Annotated in this window: 18 protein-coding genes; 8 read left to right on the plus strand and 10 right to left on the minus strand. The window is 58.2% G+C overall.

Annotated features, from left to right (window positions below):
• Window positions 1-48: 48 nt before the first annotated feature.
• The 3 genes from HBN68_RS09420 to cbiE are packed head-to-tail and all read right to left on the minus strand — an operon-like array spanning window position 49 to window position 3,075.
• Entirely contained in the window at window positions 49-777 is a 729-nt protein-coding gene (locus HBN68_RS09420) for a cobalt-precorrin-6A reductase (RefSeq protein WP_094992019.1), read from the minus strand.
• A complete protein-coding gene (locus HBN68_RS09425; protein ID WP_169963777.1) occupies window positions 774-1,871 on the minus strand; it encodes a cobalt-precorrin-5B (C(1))-methyltransferase in 1,098 nt (365 codons plus the stop codon). Before HBN68_RS09425 ends, HBN68_RS09420 begins: the two co-directional genes overlap by 4 nt.
• Window positions 1,864-3,075, minus strand: coding sequence for a precorrin-6y C5,15-methyltransferase (decarboxylating) subunit CbiE (gene cbiE, locus HBN68_RS09430; RefSeq protein WP_094992021.1), 1,212 nt, complete (start codon window positions 3,073-3,075; stop codon window positions 1,864-1,866). The genes HBN68_RS09425 and cbiE overlap by 8 nt, the downstream gene beginning before the upstream one ends.
• A 207-nt stretch (window positions 3,076-3,282) precedes the next feature.
• On the opposite strand from cbiE, the gene HBN68_RS09435 reads away from it, so the two are divergent.
• The 8 genes from HBN68_RS09435 to HBN68_RS09470 all read left to right on the plus strand — a co-directional run bounded on the left by HBN68_RS09435 (window position 3,283) and on the right by HBN68_RS09470 (window position 16,063).
• Window positions 3,283-8,559 (plus strand): DUF6543 domain-containing protein, encoded by a 5,277-nt coding sequence (locus HBN68_RS09435; RefSeq protein ID WP_169963779.1) that lies wholly within the window; start codon window positions 3,283-3,285, stop codon window positions 8,557-8,559.
• A gap of 121 nt (window positions 8,560-8,680) precedes the next feature.
• Window positions 8,681-10,012: a precorrin-3B synthase gene (gene cobG, locus HBN68_RS09440; RefSeq protein ID WP_262373495.1), complete on the plus strand. Its 1,332-nt coding sequence runs from the start codon at window positions 8,681-8,683 to the stop codon at window positions 10,010-10,012.
• Window positions 10,005-10,631 (plus strand): precorrin-8X methylmutase, encoded by a 627-nt coding sequence (locus HBN68_RS09445; RefSeq protein WP_094992024.1) that lies wholly within the window; start codon window positions 10,005-10,007, stop codon window positions 10,629-10,631. The genes cobG and HBN68_RS09445 overlap by 8 nt, the downstream gene beginning before the upstream one ends.
• Window positions 10,631-11,362 carry a precorrin-2 C(20)-methyltransferase gene (locus HBN68_RS09450; RefSeq protein WP_094992025.1) on the plus strand — a complete coding sequence of 244 codons (732 nt, stop codon included), beginning with the start codon at window positions 10,631-10,633 and terminating at the stop codon, window positions 11,360-11,362. Before HBN68_RS09445 ends, HBN68_RS09450 begins: the two co-directional genes overlap by 1 nt.
• Entirely contained in the window at window positions 11,359-13,032 is a 1,674-nt protein-coding gene (gene cobJ, locus HBN68_RS09455; protein ID WP_169963781.1) for a precorrin-3B C(17)-methyltransferase, read from the plus strand. The genes HBN68_RS09450 and cobJ overlap by 4 nt, the downstream gene beginning before the upstream one ends.
• Window positions 13,033-13,724: 692 nt before the next feature.
• Window positions 13,725-14,510 carry a hypothetical protein gene (locus HBN68_RS09460; RefSeq protein WP_094992027.1) on the plus strand — a complete coding sequence of 262 codons (786 nt, stop codon included), beginning with the start codon at window positions 13,725-13,727 and terminating at the stop codon, window positions 14,508-14,510.
• Window positions 14,511-14,578: 68 nt separating this feature from the next.
• The gene (locus HBN68_RS09465; RefSeq protein ID WP_169963783.1) at window positions 14,579-15,268 is read left to right on the plus strand and encodes a hypothetical protein; all 690 of its coding nucleotides are present in this window, start codon (window positions 14,579-14,581) and stop codon (window positions 15,266-15,268) included.
• A gap of 141 nt (window positions 15,269-15,409) precedes the next feature.
• Window positions 15,410-16,063: a hypothetical protein gene (locus HBN68_RS09470; RefSeq protein WP_169963785.1), complete on the plus strand. Its 654-nt coding sequence runs from the start codon at window positions 15,410-15,412 to the stop codon at window positions 16,061-16,063.
• 37 nt (window positions 16,064-16,100) lie between these two features.
• Here HBN68_RS09470 and HBN68_RS09475 read toward each other — a convergent pair whose 3' ends face one another.
• The 7 genes from HBN68_RS09475 to HBN68_RS09505 form a co-directional block, all read right to left on the minus strand.
• Entirely contained in the window at window positions 16,101-16,697 is a 597-nt protein-coding gene (locus HBN68_RS09475) for a MarC family protein (protein WP_094992030.1), read from the minus strand.
• A 72-nt stretch (window positions 16,698-16,769) separates the two neighbouring features.
• Window positions 16,770-19,556 (minus strand): hybrid sensor histidine kinase/response regulator, encoded by a 2,787-nt coding sequence (locus HBN68_RS09480; protein ID WP_169963787.1) that lies wholly within the window; start codon window positions 19,554-19,556, stop codon window positions 16,770-16,772.
• A gap of 99 nt (window positions 19,557-19,655) precedes the next feature.
• On the minus strand, window positions 19,656-20,954 hold the full coding sequence (gene purD, locus HBN68_RS09485) for a phosphoribosylamine--glycine ligase (protein ID WP_169963789.1): 1,299 nt from the start codon (window positions 20,952-20,954) through the stop codon (window positions 19,656-19,658).
• A gap of 188 nt (window positions 20,955-21,142) precedes the next feature.
• Window positions 21,143-22,750 carry a bifunctional phosphoribosylaminoimidazolecarboxamide formyltransferase/IMP cyclohydrolase gene (gene purH, locus HBN68_RS09490; RefSeq protein ID WP_094992033.1) on the minus strand — a complete coding sequence of 536 codons (1,608 nt, stop codon included), beginning with the start codon at window positions 22,748-22,750 and terminating at the stop codon, window positions 21,143-21,145.
• Window positions 22,751-22,831: 81 nt separating this feature from the next.
• The gene (gene fis / locus HBN68_RS09495) at window positions 22,832-23,152 is read right to left on the minus strand and encodes a DNA-binding transcriptional regulator Fis (RefSeq protein WP_019408796.1); all 321 of its coding nucleotides are present in this window, start codon (window positions 23,150-23,152) and stop codon (window positions 22,832-22,834) included.
• The gene (gene dusB, locus HBN68_RS09500) at window positions 23,149-24,162 is read right to left on the minus strand and encodes a tRNA dihydrouridine synthase DusB (protein WP_094992034.1); all 1,014 of its coding nucleotides are present in this window, start codon (window positions 24,160-24,162) and stop codon (window positions 23,149-23,151) included. The genes fis and dusB overlap by 4 nt, the downstream gene beginning before the upstream one ends.
• A gap of 195 nt (window positions 24,163-24,357) precedes the next feature.
• Window positions 24,358-25,587 carry a DUF3426 domain-containing protein gene (locus HBN68_RS09505; RefSeq protein WP_169963791.1) on the minus strand — a complete coding sequence of 410 codons (1,230 nt, stop codon included), beginning with the start codon at window positions 25,585-25,587 and terminating at the stop codon, window positions 24,358-24,360.
• Window positions 25,588-25,604 lie beyond the last annotated feature (17 nt).

Here is a 25,604-nt window from a genome sequence, read left to right on the forward strand (position 1 = left end):
GGAGCGAATCGTATCCCTCGGGATACAGCATCGCCACTGAATACACATTCACAAATATTCTTCTTGCTTCAAGACCTGAAGCACATCTCCCACCGCCCCAAACACCCGGTCAGCCTGCGCCAGCTCGGGCCGTTTGAGTATCAACACGGGCACGCCGCGTTCGCGGGCGACTTCCAGCTTGGGCTCGGTCGCGCTGCTGCCGCTGTTTTTGCTGATTAATACATCGATATGGTGTTGTTCAAACAGCTGCCGTTCGTCGTCGAGGCGGAACGGGCCACGGGCGCCGATGACGTTGCAGCGTGCGTTGCCGGGATACGGGTCCAGCGTCCGCAAGGTCCAGAATTGATCGGCGGGAATCTCATCCAAATGCCCGAGCGGTTCTTTACCCAGCGTGAACAACGGACGCTTGAAAGGTGTGAGCGCCCTGACCAGCTCGTCCCAGTCCGCCACCTCACGCCAATCGTCGCCCGGTTGCGGTTCCCAGGCCGGGCGTCGCAACGCCCAGCATTCAATGCCGCTGGCACGGGCGGCCAAGGCGGCATTGCGGCTGATTTGCGCGGCATACGGGTGGGTCGCATCCAGCAGCAAATCGATGTGCTGTTCGCGGATGTAGCGGGTCAAGCCCTCGGCGCCCCCGTAGCCGCCGACCCGGACTTCACAGGGAAGGTCGGTCGGCACACGGCCCACCCCGGCGAGGCTGTAGACGTGCTGGGGCCCAAGGGTGCGTGCAATGGCCAGCGCTTCGGTAACGCCGCCCAGCAACAATAGCCGTTTCATTCAAATGCTCCCGCATGGCCCACGATCCCGCCTTGGCGGTCGATGGCGAACACTTCAATCTGCACCTGCGCGGGCACCACGCTGCGGGCAAAATTCAGCGCGTGCTGACACACGGCATCGCCCAATGCGATACCGGCGGCACTGGCCATTGCCAACGCTTGTTGGCTGGTATTGGCTTGGCGAATGGCTGTTTGCAGTTCGGCGTCAGCTCCAATGGCGGCGGCCCAGTCAGCCAGTTGCGGCAGGTCGATGCTGGAGTGACGACTGTGCAAATCCATGTGCCCGGCGGCCAGTTTGCTGATCTTGCCGAAGCCGCCGCACAGGCTCAATTTATCCACAGGGACTTTGCGCAGATGCTTGAGCACTGCACCGACGAAGTCGCCCATTTCGATCAGCGCGATCTCCGGCAGGTTATACACGCGGCGCATGGTGTCTTCGCTGGCATTGCCGGTGCAGGCGGCAATGTGCAGGTAACCGTTGGTCTTGGCGACGTCGATGCCCTGATGGATCGAGGCAATGTACGCCGCGCAAGAGAACGGTCGCACGATGCCGCTGGTGCCCAGAATCGACAGTCCGCCAAGAATACCCAGCCGCGGATTCATGGTTTTCAGTGCCAGTTTTTCGCCATCGCGAACGTTGACAGTCACTTCAAACCCCCCGGCGTAATCGCATTCACGGGCCAGTTGCAGTAAATGATCAGTGATCATTTTGCGCGGCACCGGGTTGATCGCCGGTTCGCCCACCGCCAGCACCAGCCCGGGACGGGTAACGGTCCCCACGCCCTGGCCAGCCACGAAGACAATGCTCGCCTCGGGGATCAGGCGCACCTGCGAGTACAGCAGCGCGCCATGGGTCACGTCCGGGTCGTCGCCGGCGTCCTTCAGGGTGCCGGCTTCGGCGCCCGCGGCCAGCAGGCGACAAAACTCCAGGCGCATCGTCACCACCTTGCCCTTGGGCAACGTAATTTCAACGGCGTCATGGCTCACGCCGCTCAGCAACAGGCGGGCGGCAGCCAGGCTGGTGGCCGTCGCGCAACTGCCTGTGGTCAGGCCGCTGCGCAGCGGCGCGGGTTGTTCAGCGGTCTCGTCACGCATCAAGGGGTTTAGTCACGTCTAACAGGGTGATGGGCAGCGCTTGGCGCCAAGTATCGAACTCTCCCAGTGGCCGGGCGTGAGCAACGTGCAGGCGGGTCAGTTCCCCGCCATGCAGTGCGCGCCAGTTCATCAGGTGCAGTTCGCTTTGCAGGGTGACGGCATTGGCCACCAAACGGCCGCCGGGCTTGAGTTGCTGCCAGCACGTGTCGAGCACACCTTCACGGGTGACGCCACCGCCAATGAAAATCGCGTCCGGGCGTTCGAGCCCTGCCAACGCCTGCGGGGCCTTGCCCCGGATCACGTGCAGACCGGGCACGCCCAGTGCGTCACGGTTCTGTTCGATTAAGTGCTGACGGCCTTCATCCGCTTCGATCGCCAGCGCCCGGCAGCTCGGGTAGCTGCGCATCCATTCGATGCCAATCGAACCGCTGCCTGCGCCTACGTCCCACAACAGTTGGCCGGGCAGCGGAGCGAGACGCGCAAGGGTCATGGCGCGCACATCGCGTTTGGTCAACTGACCGTCATGCTTGAACGCGCTGTCGGGCAGCCCGCCGATGCGCGATAACGGGTGCGCGTCGTTAGAGGCAATGCAGTCGATAGCAATCAGATTCAACGCGGCACTGTCGCCAGCGCGCCAGTCATCGGCGTTCGCTTCGATGCACCGCTCAGTCGGGCCGCCGAGGTGTTCCAGGACATGCATTCGGCTCGGGCCAAAGCCGCGTTCGCGCAACAGCGCTGCGACCAGCGCAGGGCTGCTGCCGTCATTGCTCAGCACCATCAGGCGTACGCCACTGTGCACGTGGGCATTGAGCGCCGCGACGGGACGGGCCACAACCGACAGGGTTACGACGTCCTGCAGCGCCCAACCCAGTCGCGCCGCCGCCAGTGAGAAGGACGACGGTGACGGCAGCACGTGCATTTCGTCGCCCGGAATGACACGCGCCAGACTTGCGCCCACGCCAAACAGCATCGGGTCGCCGCTGGCCAGCACGCATACGGGTTCACCACGTAACGCCAGTACCGGCGCCAGCGAAAAGGGGCTGGGCCACGCCAGGCGTTCAGCGCCGATACACGCGGGCAGTAAATCCAGCTGGCGCTGCCCGCCGAACACCCGGGCAGCGCTCAACAGCGCGCGCCGGGCCGTTTTGCCCAGACCGCTGAAGCCGTCTTCACCTATTCCCACAACTGTTAGCCAGGGCGACATGCCAATCCTCTTGTTGAACACCGATGTAAGCGTCTGCCCACAGGCAGAGACGGTGCGCATGATAGCGCGCCTTGCGCGTGCCAGTGAGGGTGCCTGCGCACGGGCCTGGTGCCTTAACTATGTAGCGCCAGGGGGTGTAACGGGCACGGTAGCGTTCGAACCCTTTGCGGGACGCGATATGCGGCCCGGCAACCGTCAGGAGTTCCCGTGACCGTTAATGTGCCCCCGTTTCATTCAGCGCAGGCCTTGCAGGCCCTGTACAGAAGCCGTCTTGACGCGGCGCAGGCATCCGGTGCCATCAGCTCGTTTGAGCATGACTGGCTGAGTAAAGCGTTGAGTTACCTGCCAGTCGGCCCGGTTGGCCCATTGCCTGTACGCGCCAACAGTGTGTTTTTGAGTCGAAACCAATCCCGGCCGGTTCAGTGGGCTGGGGCATTGCTGCTCGCGCAAGCCCTTACAGACCCCACGCCACTGTTTTTGCTGACCCCCTTGGGCGCGCTTCAAACGTTCACGGACCTCGACGCGCTGCGAGACGCGCTTGAGCGTCAACTGGACGATCCCGCGCACCGAGAGGCCGTGCTGAGATTCTGCCCCGTGGATGTGCGGCCGCTCTTGAGCCTGGCGGGAGACCTGACCCTCAGAACCCGGGAGGTGCCCGCGCCGTTCGTGGCGCACATCAGCGAGGCGCTACGTATTTTTTTGAGCAGCAGTCAGGCAGATACCCTTGAGCGGTTATTGGCTACGCCCACCCTGCGGGCGTTGGTGGATGCCCAGTTACAGATTCATCTAGAGCGCGCATTTGCGGGGCAACCGGTGAATGCTCACAACGTCCACCGGTTCGTCACACCTAATGGCGAGCAACAGCCCGAACTCAGCACCACCTTGAGCAGTGCTGCGCTGGAGCTTTTTATCAGTGGCCCGCAGACCACGGGGCATGCCTACACCTACACCGGGCCTTTTACGCGCCTGCCGCATGAGAGTGACGCAGACCTTGATAAGCGATTCGCTCGCGTGCTCACCTCAGCCACGGAGCACTTAATCCCTCACATGAGCGAGGCGCTTTCAGTTTTTTGGGATCAACCGGCAGGGGCGCAGCCGAGCCCGCATACCTATTGTGCGGCGCGGTTGGGCGACCATTTCTTTCAGCAGTTATTACAGGCCCGCCATCGTCCTGAGATGTCATCGGACGCTTTTCACGCGTTGCAGCAACTGCTTGCAGCCCGGCATGACGTGACAACGATCAGTGCGGCGCGCTTGCTGGTGTATGAGGCCAAAGGCCCGGAGGTCGAGCTCGCAGGTTTGATGTGCTTCTATTTTCCGGGGCAGAGCAACGGGGTGTGGTTGTTTGGAGCCTCGACCGGGCTGGTAAAGATCTCGTCCCGGGCCCGGCTTTCCAGTTATGTGCTGAGCAAACTGAGAAGCCCCACAGCCTTCGACGCCATTGCGCGCTATGCCCCTCAGGATCAGCATCCGCTGCTAGCCGGGATGGTCGCCCCCATGCTACGGGTCGAGAACGTCGTGGGCAGCGTGTTTGATGATTGCATCCATGCGGTGCGCGCCAGGCAGATCCGCGATTTTGTCTATCTGACGGGGCAGTACCAGGCCCGCCGTCTGACACTGGCGGCAGTGGACCATGCACTCGACGTGCGTGAGCTGATTGACCCACAGTTACTGAAACTCAACAGCCATGGGCGTTGGGACAGCCGATTTTTGCCAGGCAGCAATGGGCTGCCGTTAGCCCTGAACGAAAATGGGTTGTCCGACGTGTTGAGCCTCAAACTGCCCAAAACCCAAGCCCAGAGAGACGCATTACTCAAGCACTGGCCGACTCCGCGCATGCTTGCCCGGCATTTATTGGCAGAGGTATTGAATGAAGGCGGTCAACGCTTCGTCAATGTGGCTGAGGTGTGGGTGCACGTCTTCGACGTGGATGCGGCTGTGTTGACGCGTGTGCCGATACGTATGCTGACCCTGGTCGACGCCCTGCTTGAACGGGTCACCGGTCGCAACCCGTTACCGCACAATCCGGCATTCATTGAAGGCGGTCTCAGGTCTTCACGTGATGAGGCGATCAAGCCGCTTCGGCGCCTGAGCGGGACCAAACTGCTGACCTTGCTCGACGCGCTTGCCAAAGGCTTCGAGCAGGCATACACGCAACATCTGTCGGCGTTCTTTTACACAGCTTCTACCTCGCAACCTTCAGATACGCTTGCCCAGCATCTGGCGACCTTGCGGCACGTCATGTTGCGCGCCGATATGCGATTGATGTTGAGGGGCAACCACCTTGAGGCCGATGACAAGCGCGTCATCACGACGGTATTAACCTACCCGGTCAGTACTCACCGGCCGGCCCTCAACCAGTTTGTACCGGACGTATTCGCCGTTTTTCTGGACATGGGCGGGGGGCTGGACGCTATCAGCGTCTGCAACTGTGTGTTGATAACCGAGCGTGGCGGGCAGGAATCAAGTACCGCCGGGCGAGCGATACTCTGGACACCGGTGTCGGGCTTTGAACGTTTTGCGACAGTGGATCAATGCAAGGCTCACCTTGAGGCGCTGCTACTCGACAAAAGCCTGCGCCAAGACGTGTTGGCCAATGTTCGGTGCGATGTCCAATCACTGATCTGCGCCCACCTGGACAGGCGCAGCGATTGGGCGGTGGAGGGGCAGAATCAATGGGTCTACTTTGAGCGTATCGAAGACGATTTTGTCTATGAGTGTCAGGTTGCGGCGATCAACAAAGTAGTGGTGGACGCTCATTACGTGTGCCGACAAGCCCGTGAAGTCCCGTTAACGGCGCAAAGTTTCGAAAACCTCAGTCGCAGCCTTTTGCTTGAAGAACATGCGGGTCTTCATTTTGAGCGCCACCGTGAAGTGGCCGCGACGCAGCAATTTGAAAGCGCGTTGCCATCCTGGTTAAAAAACGCTTCCCGAGCCGATCAACTGGCGTACGCCAACGTGCTGCAACGCTATCAATTCGCAGTACAAGACAAGGGGTCTTATCTCCACGGCATCCCTGACATCGAGGCCTATGCGCGCGAGGCGGTGAGGGCGCAATTGGCGTTGGATTTTCCCGATCAGGTCCTGGAGCCGGACGCCATTGAAGTGGTGCTCGACACGTATGTGCCCGCGCCGGTTGCTGTGGGCACCACCCCGTCCTTTCTGGCTGCAGCGACGACGCGCGAAATCCAGTCACTCACCCGCTTTGCACTGAACGGCTTCAACCGGCTTGAAGGCGGCGCCATGCTTTTGCGTGCGCTCGATGAAAGTACCTTACCCCTGGGGCTGGACCCGCGTTATGCCAAACGGCTGGTGCGCAAACTGGACATTGGCCGTCACTACCAGGCGCTGCTTAACAGCAGCCTGGCGCCAGAAAAACAGGGCTCGGCCCGACGACAACAGCAGTTTGCCGAACAATTGTTGCTGCAAGTGCTGGAGCAAGGGTTGAGAGAAAAACTGGACGGCGCGCTTTCGGCCAACGCATATGCCTGCCTCAAGCATGTGATTGAACGTCCTGACGGCCTGGCCCGTAATCCGCTTAACGGCGTTTCGCTGATCATCAGGCCCCTGGAGCTGGTGGCTGAAAGTGGTCGCGAACCGGATTTGGCGACAGGTATGTATGTGCTGGGGCCACAGTCAGGCGATACGGGCCCGCACCTGTTGTGGACGATGTACAGCGAGCATTTTTCCCTGAAGGAATACGCCAGTGAAGGTCAGCTGCTGGCAGATCTGTACACCCGCGAATCCCTGCAAACCCTGGTGTTGCAACGCTTGCCGGCCTTCGAACGCAAAACCTACGCACATGGCGGTTTTGTCGAGCCGCACTTGCCGCACTTTCAAGATTCAATATTGCTCAACGGCTGGCAAACCCCGGCCCCGGTAGCGCTGGCCAACCGGCCCATCCTGGGCAATCTGTTCGCGACCCTGTACCGCGATAACTACCGGCTGTTGCTGGACATGGCGGCCCAGCAATCCAAAACCACAGCCCAGGTCGATTGGGAGTCCTTCAAGTACGCGTTGACGCTGGTGGTTAACACGGCCGCGATGTTTGCCCCCGGAAAACTGAGCCTGCCCATTGTGGTCTGGCAGGGGCTGGGCCTGCTGCGCGAAGGCGTCAGTGCAGCCAGGCAGGGCAGGTGGGCGGAGTCTGTCAGCGAGTTCGCCATGTCGCTGGTTCTGCTGGCGACGACCCGCCGAGCCTGGCACTCAGTGATTCGCTCGGTTGACGCCGTTTCGGCGCACGACCTGGAACCTTTCCCTGCTGCAATACCGCGCTCCGATGTGCAGTTTCAAGGTTCGGCCTCTGGATTGGCCTCACTGCGTGCCAACCAGGTGGCGCTGGTGGACTTGACGTTTGACGCGCAGACCCGGATTTACAGCGATCCGCCATCCGGTCTCCATTACATACAGCTGAGTGGGCAGGTGTACCGCGTACTGGCATGGCGCAATCGCTGGCGACTCTATTTGGACGATGTGCGAGAGGGCCCGCTGATCAAGCTCAATACAGATCAACAGTGGGAGATCGATGTGAATGAGCCGCTGTTGGGGGGCGGCCCCGTCGCTTCGACGATGAGCGGGTACGGAACATTAGCGGCTAACGCCCTGACCTATGAGATTCAGGCAATCGGCATGGACAGCATCCAGCGGCGCTTCCCGGATAAGGCATTGAGCATCCGTAAAGCGCATGAGTTGGCTACCACGTATTTGCAGCGTACTACTCAAGCGCTGCATGACTTGCATGCCCCCGGCAGTGCGAACAGAAGGAATCGGGAGTTTTTGCAACATTTCTTCGACCTGGACGCATTGGGGCCTGCTCACCTTGAGCGCGTTCAGTCTGGTGTGGATGCGCTGCTGGCGCGCCTCCTTCACCCCGACCTGTCGCCCGCGACTTCGCCAAAATATGTGGTGTGCCGCTCGCGATTCAACTCAACGGCTTCGGCGTTTGTGAACCGTGCTGACAGTTCAAGGCGGATCTACCTGACCGATGAGTTCTTTTCCACCCTGTTCGAGCAGCCCTATGCGCTGACTCATCCGTATTTAAAAGCCGCGTCGCCACCCTTTCCGGTGAGTCAGCAAATGCGCGCCTCATTTTTGCTGCACGAGCTTACCCATGAGGTTCTGGAAACAGAGGACATTCATTATTTGAACCCCGGGTTTCCGTATCTGGACTTGATAGACACCGATCTGCCGTTTGGCCGCTACCTTCAGGATCTGATAGTCGAGATTCAGAAAATCCATTCTCCGCACGTCCCAACCGAGAACCTTTTTCAGGAACTCAACCCCGAAACCATGGGGTGGAAAGACATCCCCAATGGCACCGCCAAAAGTCGTCTCCTGGAGATTGCGGGTGTGAGCACGCTGGACCAGGCACGTTTGGTCTTTAGAAATGACTCGATCAAACGTGTAGAACTGATGCTGGCCAATGCCGATTCGCTGGTGCTGTTGATTGTTCATTTGGGGCGCCTTTACCCGGTCTTGTCATAGGCCGTGGGTGCCGGGCAAGTGAACGGCACGGGCATTCCGTCCGGCAAGCTTTTCATGCGCCGGTCCAAAGCAGGCATAATGCGCGACCCGCAATAGCGCATTGCCTGCTCTGGATTGATCCTTGACCTTGCCACCTGAGTTCCCTGTCACGACGCCTGTGCGCCCTTCGGGTTGCCCGGGGCTATTGCGCATTGTCCAGGCGATGGATGGCGGAATTTGTCGCGTCAAACTCGCAGGCGGATTAATCACCGCATCACAAGCGCTAGCCGTGGCTGACGTGGCGCAGCGGTATGCCAGCGGGGTTATCGAAGCGACCAATCGCAGCAACCTGCAAATTCGGGGTGTGGGGCCGGCGCATGCAGCGCTGATTAAACCACTGCTGGACGCGGGCTTAGGGCCGGCGAACGCCGCCAGTGACGACGTGCGCAACCTGATGCTCAGCCCCGCAGCGGGGATTGATCCGCAACAGGTGGTCGACACGTGGCCCTTGGCGCGTCAGGTTCTCGCCAGCCTAGAAAGCACACCGCGCTATGCCGAATTGTCGGCCAAATTTGCCGTGCAACTGGACGGCGGCGAAGCGCTGGCGATGCTGGAACATCATCACGACCTGTGGTTATCGGCTTATGAATGCGAGGGCCAGCGCCTGTTGGCCTTCGGCCTTGCGGGCAGCCCGGCGCAGGATGCAGCGTTGGGCTGCGTGCCTGTCGAACAGGGGCATGAGCTGGTGATGGCCGTCCTGTCGTTGTTTCTCGATGTAGCGCGTCCCGAGCAAACACGCATGCGCCACCTGTTCAAGGAGCGGGCGGTTATAGACTTTGTCGAGCAACTGGCGCAGCGAATCAGCGTGGCAATCGTCCCTGCACACACGTGGCATCGTGAGGCCAGGGGCGGGCAATCGCCCATCGGCTGTTATCCACAGCGTGAGCCGAACCGGGTTTACGTAGGGGCCGCCCCGGCGTTGGGTCGACTCGATGCCGCCATGCTCAGCGGGCTAGCGAGGATTGCCACTCGCTATGGCGACGGCACGTTGCGATTTACCCCGTGGCAAAGCGTAATCGTCCCAAATGTGCGCACCGATCAAGGGGCGCTGGTCACTCAAGCGCTGCAAACACTGGGTTTGCTGTGCGATGCGCACACCCCGCTGACGCAACTGATTGCCTGCACCGGCTCCAGTGCTTGCGCCAAAGGGCTGGCCGATACCAAGCAGGATGCGCGTCGTCTCGCACGCTTGATGGCTGTGCCACAGAGCATTCACCTGACGGGCTGCCAACGCTCTTGCGCGGCGGCCCATGTGGTCCCGGTCACGTTGCTGGCCGTGGCGCCCGGTCATTACGACCTCTATTTACGTGACCCGCAGCACGCCGGATTCGGTGTGCTGCGTGAGCGCAACCTTACTATTGAAGCGGCGGGCGCCTGGCTTGAAGCCCGCCAACGGAGCAACACCCATGATTGATTACATCCGCGACGGTCAAGAGATCTATCGCAACTCGTTCGCCATCATTCGTGCCGAGGCCAACCTCGACAACATCCCGGCGGACCTTGAAAAACTGGCCGTGCGGGTGATTCATGCGTGCGGCATGGTCGATGCCGTCGACGACCTGCGCTTCTCACCGGGTGCGGGCAAGGCCGGGCGCGACGCGCTGGCCGCCGGTGCACCGATTTTGTGTGATGCGCGCATGGTGCTTGAAGGCGTGACCCGCACGCGTTTGCCGGCCCACAACAAAGTGATTTGCACGCTCAAGGAAGAGGGTGTTGCCGAGATGGCGCTGGAGAAGGGCAACACCCGCTCAGCTGTCGCCCTTGAGCTATGGCGTCCCTACCTCGAAGGCAGCGTTGTAGTGATCGGCAACGCGCCGACCGCCCTGTTTTATCTGCTTGAGATGATCGACGCAGGTGCGCCCAAACCGGCGCTGATCCTGGGCTTCCCGGTGGGCTTTGTCGGCGCCGCCGAATCCAAGGCCATGCTCGCCGCGGACAGCCGTGGCGTACCGTTTGTAATCATGCAAGGCCGTCGTGGTGGCAGTGCAATGGCAGCGGCAGCAGTTAATGCCTTAGCGACGGAGATCGAGTGATGGTGCAACCAGGACGTTTGATCGGACTGGGCGTAGGGCCCGGTGATCCTGAGCTGATTACGGTCAAGGCGTTGCGCCTGCTGCGCGAGTCGCCCGTGGTGGCGTATTTCGTTGCCAAAGGTAAAAAAGGCAACGCGTTTGGCATTATCGAAGCGCACTTGCAAGGTGCGCAAACGCTGATGCCATTGGTGTACCCGGTGACCACTGAAGCCTTACCGGCGCCGTTGTCGTACGAACAAGTGATTAGCGATTTTTACGATCACGCTGCGGTTGAGGTGGCGCAGCATCTGCAAGCAGGGCGTGATGTGGCGGTGATCTGCGAAGGCGACCCGTTCTTTTACGGCTCATATATGTATCTGCATGACCGACTGGCGCAACAATTTGAGGCTGAAGTCGTGCCCGGTGTTTGCTCGATGCTGGGCGGCGCGTCGGTGCTGGGCGTGCCGCTGGTGTACCGCAATCAGAGCCTGTCAGTGCTCTCGGGGGTACTGCCTCATGAAGAACTCAAGCGTCGTCTGGCGGATGCTGATGCTGCGGTCATCATGAAGCTGGGGCGAAATTTCCATAAGGTGCGTGAAGTATTGAGCGAGCTTGGCCTGGCCGAGCGCGCGTTGTATGTGGAACGCGCCACCATGAGCAATCAGAAAATCGTCCCGTTCAATGACGTGGACCCGATGTCATCGCCGTATTTCTCGCTGATTATCGTGCCCGGCGAACGGTGGCAAGGATGAACCGCCCAGCTGCGGCCATTGTGATCCTTGGCAATGGCAGCCTCGCGACTGCCCGGCGTATCCAGCAACTGTACCCGAGTTCGCTGATTCATGGTTTGGCCGAGCGGGTTGATGGCGCGGACCGGGTATACAGCGACTTTGGCGCCAACCTGCGTCAGTTGTACCAACAGGACACGCCCATCATTGCCCTGTGTGCGGCGGGCATTGTGATTCGCACGCTCGCGCCGTTGTTGTTGGAGAAAGGCGCAGAGCCGCCGGTGCTGGCGGTGGCAGAAGATGCCAGCGCCGTGGTCCCCTTGTTGGGTGGCCTGAGCGGTGTGAACGATCTGGCTCGGGAAATCGCTGCCGGGCTGGGCATTGCACCGGCGATTACGACCAGCGGAGAACTGCGGTTTGGCACCTGCCTGCTAAACCCGCCGAGCGGCTATGCCTTGGGTGATCTGGAGCTGGGCAAGCGCTTTGTGTCAGACCTGCTGGCCGGGGAATCCGTGCGCATCGAAGGGGACGCGCCCTGGTTGGACAGTGCGCAACTGCCCCAACACCGAGACGCGCGTCTGGCGATTCATGTGGGCAGCGAAGCGCGCGAGCCTGTGGCGGACGAGTTGCGGATTTACCCGCGCAATGTGCTGGTGAAAGTCAACGCCGTGGTGTCAGCGCAAACCGTTGGCGACGTGCTGCGCGAAGCGAAGGTCGCTTGGCAATCCCTGGCGTGCGTCGTGGCCGACGAATCCCTGATGGCTGACACCCAACTGCGTGAAGTGGCCACTGAACTGGGTGTGCCGCTACGTTTTGCAACTGACGATGATGAGTTTGCCGAGCAGTCAGTTGCCTGGGGTGAGCCTGTGAATGCTGTGACCGTGGGGGTGGCGCCCGCGCCACTGGTCATTGAGCGACTGGGACGTGCGCGTGGACGCCTGGCCGTCATCGGGTTGGGGCCAGGCGCTGCCGAGCTGATGGTGCCCGCCGTCAAGGCCGAGCTGGAACGGGCCAACGACGTGTTGGGCTATGAAACTTATGTGCGCATGGCCGGGCCGTTCCGTGACGATCAAGTGATGCACTGCACCGACAACCGCGAAGAAATGCAGCGAGCCCGGCATGCCTTTGAGCTGGCGGCCCAAGGGCGCTCAGTGGTGGTGGTGTCGTCTGGTGATCCTGGTGTGTTTGCCATGGCAGCAGCCGTACTGGAAGCGCTGCACGAGTCCAACAATCCGCTCTGGCACAGCGTTGACCTGGAAATCCTGCCGGGCGTGTCGGCCTCGCTGGCGACGGCGGCGCAGGCTGGAGCGCCATTGGGGCATGACTTCTGCGTGATGTCGCTCTCGGACAACCTCAAGCCATGGGCCATCATCGAAAAACGTCTGGACCTGGCGGCCGAGGCGGATCTGGCGCTGGCGTTCTATAACCCGATTTCCCGCTCACGCCCCTGGCAGCTAGGTGTGGCACTGGACATCGTCGCCCGTCATCGTCTGCCTGCGACGCCGGTCGTCTTGGGTCGCGATATCGGCCGTCCGGGCCAGACGCTACGTGTCACGACCCTTGGCGCGTTGACCCCTGATCAGGTGGACATGCGCACCATGGTCATCATTGGTTCGTCGACGACATGCGCATTCCGTCGTGCTGACGGACTGGAATGGGTCTACACGCCGCGTTGGTATGGGCAAAAGCCCTGACGTACTGAATAAATGGCCTCTTTAATGAGGCCATTTTTTTATAAACGGTAATGTTTGGCCATCCTGATGCCTTAACACTGTCGGAATATTCGTCAGTGTGCGTCAAATAAGTCTATGAGGCTTACTGGTTTTTATTAGTTTGGCAGTGTGAATAACTCTTATGCTGGCTATATAAAGTTTGATTCAGGTGGAGTGCGTGGCAAAAGCACGTGTGCGAAGGGGGAGAAGTCGATTAAGTTAGCTGTAATGAACGCGATTTAAGCGTCATTGCTTCTAATGCGAAGGAATCGGTTGACGGGCAGGCCATTGGAACGTGTTCAGGGCGTTGGTTCGGCTCTGTACGAAAAGTAATGTCACAAACACGGCATCGCACAAACCGTTGAGCATCAATCGACCATCGGCTCTCGTGCGCCCGCCACGGCGAGGTTGTTCGACTATATCCGCAACCAAATCCCAGGGTACATCAAGGTAGTCGGGGCGACTCTCCAGTCCAGTCTGATAAGTGCTGTCTTATTGTTCTGTTCAGGGATGAACGTCGGATGGAGTTGATCGGGGTGGGAAGCAGAGTTTTAGTAATGCGTGTTTCTGTAATATTAAGTATGGAACCCTTTTTTGTATTGTAGAAAAAGCAGGCTATGTTTTATTTAACGGGTCGGGAAGGCTCGCTAAATAAAATTAAATGGAGTGATTGTATGATTATTAGTGAAGGCGTTGCTGTCACAGACCAAGAAGCCGAACAGTTTTTTAATGCATTGCCAGTCAAGCAAAAAATGCAGTTTTTAACGACGCCTGAATCGCCAAACGTGGCAGGCGAAGCAAAAGAAGAAACTGCACTGGTCGGGAAGGAAACGCCAATCGTTATTGCATTTGCTGATGGTGTGGCGCTTGAGAAGCGTGAGGCGGTTATGAATATTGCCCAGCTCGCTGAATCTCATGCCGATACAAAAGCAAACCGTAAAACCAATGCCCTGGCATGGTACGAGGCTTACCATGAAGCAATGAAGCATTGTGGTTGGACCTTCACGAATTATATATACACCACCCATGATACGAAGAATGTCAATGTCACCATGGACAGTCTCGTTTTGGAAATAGTTGCTATGGCTGCAGGGGCGAATGCCGCAGCGATCGTTCCTTTACTGGGTAAAGTCTTCGATAGAATCAAAAAAGATAATGCCATCATCACATTGTTTGATAACAACAGTAAGGGCAGTAGCGTAGGCAGTTGTCAGATCATGCCGTGCATGGAGTCTGAGGGCGGTATTGCAGTGACTGTCCTGGCCGGTCTGGAATGTACTTTTAACTCCTCCGAAGGCGGTGCCTGGTTCTGGAAGTGGAAGGCTTCGAGTCTGAGTGTTCAAAAAGCGGCGACTCAGATGAACCTGAACTTTGAATCGTATAAGCGCCGTGAGCACCATATACTCGGTCAGCTGGATAAGTCTTCTGATGAGTTTTTTGCAAAAATAAATATGAAATAATTCGTCAGCGGGGCGGCATTTTATAGTGTCGCCTCGTTCATTAGCGCTTTGTCCGAATAGGGGGCTACATGGAGTACAAGCTCAAAGTCGTATCAGGGCAGTTAATTTTTTTACCGGATAACTTACCTGTACCGTTTGAAAGTGATCTTGCCTGTTCGCAATTGTTTATGCAGTTTTACGCGGACGGTAGAGCTGACAGATTTTCTTCGCTCGGCAGCTGGGATCAACGTATTGGTGAGGCGCGCGTACAGACGAAGTGGATAACAACGCTTTCGCAGAATGTTGATGTAAAGCCAAGTGAGGATGCTTTTTTTGACGTGCTCTCTGTGGTATCAGAGCTAATTAATCACGCGCACGCTATTAACTCCGGGGTTTCACTGGAGCTGCTGCGCGATGGGCTAAAGGCTTTAATGTGTGACGCGCGGGCGCAGAAAGTGTTTTTTGATTCAGTATTCAAGCGTTCTGTCTCTGATCTGACACCGAATGATCAAGGTTCTTTAAATGTTTCTTTCCTGCTCAGTGTGCTCAATCCTCATAATCAGTTGTTAACGGTTCAGGTTCGTATGAGCGTTCATGGGGATCCGGGCGCAAGTATTTTTATTCGGCCCTTAGAGGGAAAAGAACTGATTGGCACGCCCTCGCTGACGGTATCAAGTGCTGAGTTGAATGCGCGTATGTACGAAAAGGTCAGAGGTAATATAAATGCTTTTGTGAAAGATGTAGCAGCCGATCAGATTGTCGACGTGGCGATTAATTAAAGTATCGGGCTGTTTAATCAAGTAGATACCCCCTCTACCCCGCGCAACGAATAGGGATGGAACAGAAATGTGATTTGCCGAGCCCGGCGGGTTTGCGCGGCAACTTATTTAAAGCACACGTGCTGCAAAGGAACATACTGAATGAGTAATCGCGTCGTTATGGTCGGTGGTAGTCTTCTTTCATTTGTTGACGGATTTTCGCCCCAAGAACAACAGGATATTATGGACAGCCTTGCACTTGCTCAATACAGTGCAGACAAGAACGTAAAGCCGAACAGTCCTCTTACGGACTGGTTCGACTTGTTCTGTGATAGCTTGCTGGATGTTGGGTGGGAGGTCGATGAAGAGGTACTATCCCTCGGTCCGAAGAAGGAGGGCGTATTTTTTAGTCTTGAAGAGGCTGTTTTAGCAGGTCTTACACATGTTGAGCAAGCATCACTTCACGCTGCACTTAAACATTCTATTGAGGCGTTGAAGCTGGATGAGGCTTCTCAAGAAATGTTTGAAAGCCGTAATCGCAAGCACTTAATGTCTCATTACCAGTTTGTTCCTTGCGAGCCTCGAAACGAATTCGGGAGTTATATGTTCGTAAGTGGGATGAGGGTTACAACGCACTTCGAACTCGATAATATTTTTTTCAACAATAAAAAAATTAAGACGGATGCTGCTTTGGATGTACAAACAGCCTCGGGAGGATTTTATTTGAAGACTGAAGACTATGACCCATACCGGGAAACTGTTCTGCAAAAGTTGAGTGAAATTGGCGATGACTTTTTTAGAAACCTGAAGCATTAAGGCGTCAGCTACGTTGTGCAGAGCAATGAGTAAGCGCTCAAGGCACCAGATACCCTTTAACCCCGGTAAAGATGATCTGTGCTGCGAGCGCGCATACGAATAGACCCATCAAACGGCTGACAATCTGCAGCCCCTGTTCCCCCAGAATGCGTTCAATCCGGTTAGACAGATACAGCACGATTCCGACTGTGAGGCTGGCCAGCGCGATGCTGGTAATTGCCATGAGTTTGTCGTCCCAGTGCGGCTGGGTAATCCCCATCACCAATAATGCACCGATCGTCCCCGGGCCGACCGTCAATGGAATGGTGAGTGGAACGATGGTGACGTCCTGCTGCACGTTGTCTGTCTGCACTGCCGACTTGCCTTGAGCCATGCCCAGTGCCGAGATGAACAGCACACTGCCGGCGCCGATGCGGAACGCATCAACCGTGATCCCGAAGACGTTGAATATCGTGCGCCCGAACAGGTACAGCAACACGCTGGAGATCAGGGTTGCCAGAGCGACTTTCCAGGCCAGACGGCGACGTTCCTTGTTCGAGTAACCCCGCGTCAGGCTGATAAAGCACGACAGCACGAAGAACGGGCTGTAGAGCACCAGCATCTTCAAATACACACTGAACAGTATATGGAGCATGGTATGGGCTCACATCGAGGGAAGGCGCCGAAAGTCTATCAGGCGGTTGGAAATCTGTCGGCAAACTCACCCTTAATGTAGCGAGGGCGATTGTTCCTGAGATTGACGCAGCTCACGTTGTGCAACCCAATATTCGACCAGTTCGCGCAGTTGCGAAAGTTCCACCGGTTTGGCCATGTGACCGTCCATGCCAGCCTGACGGGCGCGATCTTTATGTTCGGTCAGGATGTGAGCGGTCAATGCCACAACGGGCGTGCGTACCCGTTGGTTGCTGACTTCCCACGCCCGCAATTGTTCAGTGGCCGAGAAGCCATCCAGCACCGGCATTTCGCAATCCATGAGCACCAGATCATAGCGTTCGGCCTTCATGGCTTTCAGTGCCTCGGCGCCATTGCAGGCAGTGTCGGGTTGCAAATTGAGTTTGCCGAGCATGCCGCGAATCACTTTGGTGGAAATGTTGTTGTCCTCAGCCACCAGGATCCGGAAGTCACTTGGAACGGTGGTGGGCGACGTGGGCTTGCCCGGCACGGGTTTACTGAGGGCCTGACCTTTATTGCGTTGGCTGAGCTCATCGGCCAACGTTGTTTTCAGGGTGTAACCGGCCACTGGTTTTGCCAGGATGCGTTTGATCCCGCAGTTTCGCGCAATGATTTTGCTCGGCGCATTACTGATGCCTGTGAGCATGACCAGCAGAATGTCGTGATTGAGGCTCGGGTCTTCCTTGATCTTGGCCGCCAACTGCATTCCCGTCATGCCCGGCATGTTCTGGTCGAGCAAGACGATATCGAAATAGTCACGCAAGTGAGCCTTGGTCCGCAGCAGTGCCAGGGCTTCTTTGCCAGACGCTGCGGCATTGACGTTCAAACCCCAAGCGGTGCATTGCTGCACCAATACTTTGCGGCAGGTGTCGTTGTCGTCGACCACCAGCACGCGTGCGCCCTTGAGCGGGCTGTCGAGGTCCGAGGTCTGGTGTTCCAGGTGCTGAGGGTCCAGCGGCAAGGTCATCCACAGGCTGCTGCCTTTGCTCTGGCCGGGTTTGATGCCGAACTCGCCGCCCATCAGCATGATCAATTGCCGTGCAATCACCAGCCCCAGATGCCCGCCAAGACGTGTGGCGGCGAGGAAGTTCTTGCTGTGTAACTCCGCGTGCAGCAGGGCGTCGCGTTCCTGCTCATCCATGGGCTGGCCAGAATCTTGAACGGTGATGCGCAGGCGTGGCGGGTCGCTTCGTTCTTCGAGTGCCAAAACGATGAGGATTTCGCCTTCGTCGGTCTTCTTTAGCGCGCTTTCGAGCAGGCTCAGTAACGTCTGGCGCAAGCGGGTAGGGTCGCCGCTGATGACACGCGGCACTTGCGGCTGAATAAAACTGATGAGTTCAACGTTCTGCTGCTCAGCTTTGGTGCGGAAAATGCTCAGGCAGTCATCAATCAGGGCATTGAGGTCAAACTGCACGTCATCCAGCTCGATTTGCCCGGACTCCAGCTTGGAGATGTCGAGGATCTCGTTAATCAGCGTCAGCAGCTCGTTGCCAGCGCTGTGAATGGTTTGCACGTAGTCCCGCTGTTTGACGGACAGCGGCGTACCCAGCAGCAGCTCGGTCATGCCCAGCACGCCGTTCATCGGGGTGCGGATCTCATGGCTGATCTTGGCCAGAAACTCGGCCTTGGCATTGACTTCGGCGTTACTGGCCGCCAGTTCGCGACTGATGCTGAATGCGTCTTCAGTGATGCTTCGATTGCGCTCACTCAACGCCAGGCTCATCAGGAAGCCGCTGACGCAGACGATAAACATCAACGCCATGACCAACTCTTGCGGTGCGATCAGGGTCAGGCCCAGCAGGGCGGGCAGAATCACCAATGTGCCGAGATTGAAAATGGCAATGGCCACCACGAACAGGCGTGCCGGGCGATAGCCTTTTTGCAGGTGATAGACCGACACCAACAAGATGCTCAGGCTCGCCAGGGCGACCAGGACGTAGGTCATTACGTTCAGGGGCAAGCCGTCGATGAACAGTAACAGCAGGCCGCCGAGGGCGATGATGAGGATGTCGGCCAGCAGTAGCCTGTTGATCGGATGCGGGCCGCGGGACGAGAAAAAACTGTAGGCGAACATCAGCCCGCAAGGCGCTGTCAGCAGAAGCGCCAGATAAGCGCCGGGGGTTTGCGCGCCATGCCACTCGGGCAGCCAGGGTCCTAGCAGGTTCAGGAACAGCGCAGAACTGGTGAGCAGCAGCCCTTCACAGATTGCCAGCCACAGGCTGCTGATCGAGCGGGTGAACGCAAAGCGTGTGAGGTTGTGCAGTATCAGCATCAGCAGGCAACCGAGCATCAAGCCGTACATCAAGGGCTTACCTTGATTGGCCGCCAGCATGACAGCCGTGTCGAGGGTGATGTACGGGCGCAACTGATGGTCGGAAACCAGCCGTAAGTAGACGTCGAGCGTACGGCTGCTCTGGGGCAGCGGCAGCATGTAGTCGCTGCTTGGCAAGGGTTTGTCGGCTTGGGTCAGGCTGTTGCCGGCGGTGACTTCTTCGATCAGTTTCTGATCGTCGAGCACATACAGGTCCAGCCGGGACACATCGGGCGCAAATACCCTCAGGATTTGTTCGTGTTTGTCCGGCACCAGCCGGAACCGCAGCCACAGTGCTTCGCCCGGCTCAGCGGCTTTAAGCTGATCGAGTTCAATGGGGCTGAATTGAGTGGCAAATCGTGGCGAATGTACATCGCTGATTTGCAGGGTGCCCTGGGGATCTGACAGCACTGACCAATTGCTGCCCTGAGCAGCATGTGCCGGCAGTAAAACAAGTAAAACGGTCAATAAACTGACAAAAAAACCAGTGGCGATCCTGAGCCAGCGCACGGCGAAATCCCTTCGTAGAGTAAAGCCTAAAGATAACTATGCGCGGCGCAGGAACAGTTAGGCAAGGGTGAGATGCCCTTGCCTATCCATATGGATTGCTTATTCCGTACGGTCGCCACGTTCGCGTGCAATTGCACGATAACCAATGTCATTACGGTAGAAACAGCCATCCCATTCGATGGCTTTGGCCAGCGCGTAAGCGTGCTGCTGGGCCGCTTCCACGGTGTCGCCCATGGCCGTTGCACACAGTACACGACCACCGGCTGTGACCACTTCGTGCGCAGCATTCAACACCGTACCGGCATGGAATACCTTGCCTTCAAGCTTCGCCGCAGCGTCCAGACCGTGAATCACCGCCCCTTTAGCGTAGTCGCCCGGGTAACCGCCAGCTGCCAGGACAATGCCCAGACTTGGACGCGGGTCCCATTGCGCTTCAACCTTGTCCAGTGCCTGAGCCAGGGCTGCTTCGATCAGCAACACCAGGCTCGACTGCAGACGCAGCATCACCGGTTGGGTTTCTGGGTCGCCAAAACGGCAATTGAATTCGATGACCTTAGGGTTGCCAGCTTTGTCGATCATCAGGCCTGCATACAGGAAGCCAGTGTAGACATTGCCTTCTTCGGCCATGCCGCGAACGGTCGGCCAGATCACCTGATCCATCACGCGCTGGTGAACCTCGGCGGTCACCACCGGAGCAGGCGAGTACGCGCCCATGCCACCGGTGTTCGGGCCAGTGTCCGCATCGCCAACGCGCTTGTGGTCCTGGCTGGTTGCCATAGGCAATACGTTCTTGCCGTCGACCATCACGATGAAACTGGCTTCCTCGCCGTCGAGGAACTCTTCGATTACCACACGCGAACCCGCTTCGCCAAAGGCGTTGCCGGCCAACATGTCGCGCACGGCGTCTTCGGCTTCGGCCAGGGTCATGGCCACGATCACGCCTTTGCCTGCAGCCAGGCCGTCGGCCTTGATCACGATCGGCGCGCCGACTTTTTGCAGATAGGCCAGCGCCGGTTCGATTTCGGTGAAGTTCTGGTAATCGGCGGTCGGGATCTTGTGACGCGCCAGGAAATCCTTGGTGAACGCCTTGGAGCCTTCCAGCTGTGCCGCGCCTGCGGTAGGGCCAAAGCAGTCCAGGCCACGGGAGCGGAACAGATCGACCACGCCTGCCACCAGCGGCACTTCCGGGCCCACGATGGTCAGGGAAACGTTCTTCTCGGCAAAGTCGGCCAGTTGCTCAAGGGCCAGCACGTCGATGGCGACGTTTTCGCACTTGGCTTCAATGGCTGTACCGGCATTGCCCGGGGCTACGAACACTTTTGCAACGCGTGGGTCCTGAGCGACTTTCCAGGCCAGTGCGTGTTCGCGGCCACCGCTGCCAATGATCAAAACATTCATTTCAAAAACCTCGGATGACGCTGAATTCTAATGAGAGCCCAAAACGCTTGACGCTTCAGGAGCCCGTACTGAGACCGGTCGATGCAGGCGGAGTCGACCTTGGTGAGCGCAGTCGCCTGTTGGCAATACACATCATCGAGGTCGGCCCCTGCGCAGCAGAGGCCGGGTTCAGAACGGTCGTCGCCTTATTAATGACGGAAATGGCGCATGCCGGTGAACACCATGGCAATACCGGCTTCATCAGCCGCGGCGATGACTTCGTTGTCGCGCATCGAACCGCCTGGCTGGATCACCGCAGTAATGCCGGCTTTGGCTGCATTGTCGATGCCGTCACGGAACGGGAAGAACGCGTCCGAGGCCATGACCGCGCCCTGAACCTGCAAACCTGCGTGCTCGGCCTTGATGGCTGCAATGCGTGCCGAGTTGACGCGGCTCATCTGGCCAGCGCCCACGCCGATGGTCTGACGGCCCTTAGCGTAAACAATGGCATTTGACTTCACGTATTTGGCCACTTTCCAGGCAAAGATCAGGTCGTGGATCTCTTGTTCGGTCGGTGCGCGTTGGGTCACGACTTTCAGGTCTTCGCTGCCGATCATCTCGATGTCGCGACTTTGAACCAGCAGACCACCATTCACACGCTTGAAGTCCCACGCCGGGGCGCGGTTCTCGCTCCACTGGCCGCAAGCCAGCAGGCGCACGTTGGCTTTGGCGGCCACGATGGCGCGGGCTTCTTCGCTGACGGACGGGGCGATGATGACTTCAACGAACTGACGCTCAACGATGGCTTTGGCCGTTTCGGCGTCCAGCTCGCGGTTGAAGGCGATAATGCCGCCGAACGCAGACTCGGTATCTGTGGCGTAGGCCAGTTCGTAAGCCTGACGGATGCCGCCTTCGGCGTCCGGGCTTACGGCAACGCCACACGGGTTGGCGTGCTTGACGATCACGCAGGCTGGTTTGACGAAGCTCTTCACGCATTCCAGCGCAGCGTCGGTATCGGCCACGTTGTTGAACGACAGCTCTTTGCCTTGCAGCTGGGTAGCCGTGGCGATGCTGACTTCGGCCGGTTTGGCCTCCACGTAGAACGCCGCTTTCTGGTGCGGGTTCTCGCCGTAGCGCATTTCCTGCGCTTTGATGAACTGGCTGTTGAAGGTGCGCGGGAACTGGCCGCGGTCTTCGGTGCTCAGGGTGTCAGCCGTCTGGTTTATGGTGCCCAAATAGTTGGCGATCATGCCGTCGTAGGCCGCCGTGTGTTCGAACGCCTTGAGCATCAGGTCGAAGCGCTGGGCGTACGTCAGGCCGCCGGCCTTGAGGTTTTCCAGCACATTGGCGTAATCGCTGGCATTGACCACGATGGCGACGTCTTTGTGGTTCTTGGCCGCAGAACGCACCATGGTCGGGCCGCCAATGTCGATGTTCTCGATGGCGGTCGGCAGGTCGCAACCGGGCTTGTTGATCGTTGCTTCGAAGGGGTAGAGGTTGACCGCAACCAGATCGATCGGCTTGATGCCGTGCTCGTTCATGATGTCATCGTCAATACCGCGACGGCCCAGGATGCCGCCGTGGATTTTCGGGTGCAGGGTTTTCACCCGGCCGTCCATCATTTCCGCGAAGCCGGTGTAATCGGCGACTTCAACTGCGGCCACACCGTTGTCTTGCAACAACTTGAATGTACCGCCAGTGGACAGGATCTCGACGCCGAGGGCTTCCAGTTCACGGGCGAAATCAAGGATTCCGGTTTTGTCGGAAACGCTGATTAGAGCGCGGCGGATCGGCAGGCGGGTAGTCTGATCGGTCATCTCGATTTCCATCAAAAGCAAAGGAGTCAGCAAAAAAGGCGGCCCGTTTTACGAGGACGCCTTTCAGGTTTGATTGAATGCTTACAGCAGATCGTACTGTTTGAGTTTCTTGCGCAGGGTGCCGCGATTGAGCCCCAGCATCTCGGAAGCCTTGGTCTGGTTGCCCTTGACGTAGTTCATGACGCATTCGAGCAAGGGGGCCTCGACTTCGGAAAGAACCAGGTTGTACACGTCCGTGACTTCAGCGCCCTCCAGGTGGGCGAAATAGTTGTGCAGCGCCTTTTCGACACTCCCGCGAAGGGTCTGGCCTTCTTCGCTCGGTGTATTGAGGTGCTGTTTCAAATTGACGTTGTCGCTCACGGGCGTTGTTCCACTCACTAATGTCTCGGTCATCATCGTCATGCGGCCACCCATCCTTCGTCCCCTGTCCCCAGGCTCTTGTGTCGTTCGGCGAAAAACGCCTGAACGTTGGCGCATTGTGCTTCCGTATCTTCTAAACGATTGAAGTGGGCGCGAAACTCCTTGGCGCCCGGCAAGGTTGCGAGATACCAGCCGACATGCTTGCGGGCAATGCGAACGCCCAACACCTCCCCATAGAAGGCATGCAATGCGGCCAGATGCTCTAGCAGAATACGTTCCACTTCGCTCATCTCCGGTGCCGGCAATAGCTGCCCGGTACGCAGAAAATGATCCACTTCGCGGAAAATCCAGGGCCGCCCTTGAGCCGCCCTGCCTATCAACAGTCCATCTGCGCCGGTCGCGTCGAGGACGTGACGGGCCTTGTGGGGTGAATCGATGTCGCCGTTGGCAAAGACCGGAATCGACACCGCCTGCTTGATCGCGGCGATGGTGTCGTACTCCGCTTCACCGGTGTAGAGGTCAGCACGGGTTCTGCCGTGAACCGCCAGTGCTGTGATGCCGGCCTGTTCGGCGATTTTTGCCACGGTCAGGCCGTTTTTGTTGTCCCGGTCCCAGCCGGTACGGATCTTCAGGGTGACCGGCACATCAACCGCAGCCACGACAGCCTGCAGGATCTCGTTCACCAATGCTTCGTCTTTCAGTAGCGCGGAGCCGGCAGCCTTGTTGCAGACCTTTTTTGCCGGGCAACCCATGTTGATATCAATGATCTGTGCGCCCAGTTCCACATTGGCCCTGGCGGCGTCTGCCAGCATGTGCGCATCACCGCCGGCGATCTGTACCGAACGGGGCTCGGGATCACCGTCGTGAATCATGCGCAGGCGCGATTTACGGCTGTTCCAGAGACTCATGTCACTGGTGACCATTTCCGAAACAACCAGGCCTGCACCCATTCGTCGACAAAGCTGACGAAAGGGCTGATCGGTGACACCCGCCATCGGGGCGAGGATCAAACCGTTGTGCAATGTATATGGGCCGATGCGTACCGCCGACATAGGACTTCCCTGTTGTGGGGCCGGATCTTGGGAGTTCGAAAAAGGGTTGGCATGATACCCGCTCTCGATGACCGGATAAAGACGCAATTGGATAAAAATTGAACAGCGGGCCAATGCAAGAGTCGCCTATGGAGGCGCTAAAAGCAGGTCGCTGTTCAGGGGGGGCTCAAGCGTTCGGCCAAAAAAGCGGGCTTTTCATTCCGGAGAATGGAAACTCAAGCTGTAATTCACCGCTTTTGGCCCCGGATCCAGAATATCCAGTGCCACGTGGATCGGGGTTTGAGGTGGCATTTCAGCCTTGCCCGCCATGTCCCCGCTCAGGTACTCGCCGGGTTTGAAACGACGACTGGCAATCATTTTTCCGTTGAGGTCCGCAAAACGCAGCTCCAGCAAGGGGAAAGGTTGCGAAAAGGGCGCGCGGTTATAGAGGATCGCATCGACCACCAGCGCTCCGGCAAACTCAGGGTGACTGCGCACGACCAGATTGCTGCTTTTGATGCGGTCGATGTCAACCTTGGACGGTACGGTGCAACCGAGAGTCGGGCACAGTTGCTGGAAAATCGGGCGGTATTGGTCCTGGCGGGCCAGTTCTTCAAAGTGGTAGGCAATGTATTGGCCGCCCAGCGCAGCGGCGGCCACCAATACCAGCAATAACCACAACAGGCGCTTGCCCCAGGGTGTGCGGCGTTTTTGCCAGTCGAGGTGCAGTGGATCGTCGACCAGGTTTTGCAGAACCTCTTCTCGTACCCCCGGTTCGTGCCGCTTGCGTTTGTCCTTGAGGACAGATGGCGGCGCCAATGGCTCGTCGTCATCGTCATCATCCACGGCCGACAGGTGCATCAGCGGCGGCTCCGAATCCTTATCCAGCGATAGCTGAAAGGGCGGAGTGTCATCCGGATCGTCGAGGTCCATGGACAACGACGGTTCGGTACGGCCAGCCTCGGCAGGCTCAACATGCGCAGGTTCTGCCTCGATGGCTTCGGCGCGCTCGGCGGCCGATTCGCTGAACAGGCTGTCCGACCACTGGCTTTCTTCGTTGGCATCGCTGTCGCGACGTGCGCTCAGCGTATCTTGCTTGCTGGCAGAGGCCTGGCCGAAGCTTTTGCTGGGCTGAATCTCCAGCTCTTCAAGCCGGGCCAGTTCTTTGTCCAGATCCAGATGGTCGAGGTCCAGCTCAGAAGCCTGCCATTGTTTCTGGCTGATGGGCTCAGGCTGGGCAGGCGGCTCGACGGGCTGAGGCGCGGCGACAGAAACAGCGGTTTGCTGTTGCTTTTCAGCGCTCTTGTTGAGCAGTTGCTGCGCAGCATTGAACACCTGCAGGCAAGCGCCACAGCGCACCACGCCGCGGGCCATGCTCAATTGAGAATGGTTGACGCGGAAGCTGGTTTGGCAATGTGGGCACTGTGTTACGAAGCTATCGCTCATGCGGCCACCCGGATTAG

This window comes from Pseudomonas sp. WS 5078 (assembly GCF_012985745.1).
In the GTDB taxonomy this organism is placed as follows: Bacteria; Pseudomonadota; Gammaproteobacteria; order Pseudomonadales; family Pseudomonadaceae; genus Aquipseudomonas; species Aquipseudomonas lundensis_A.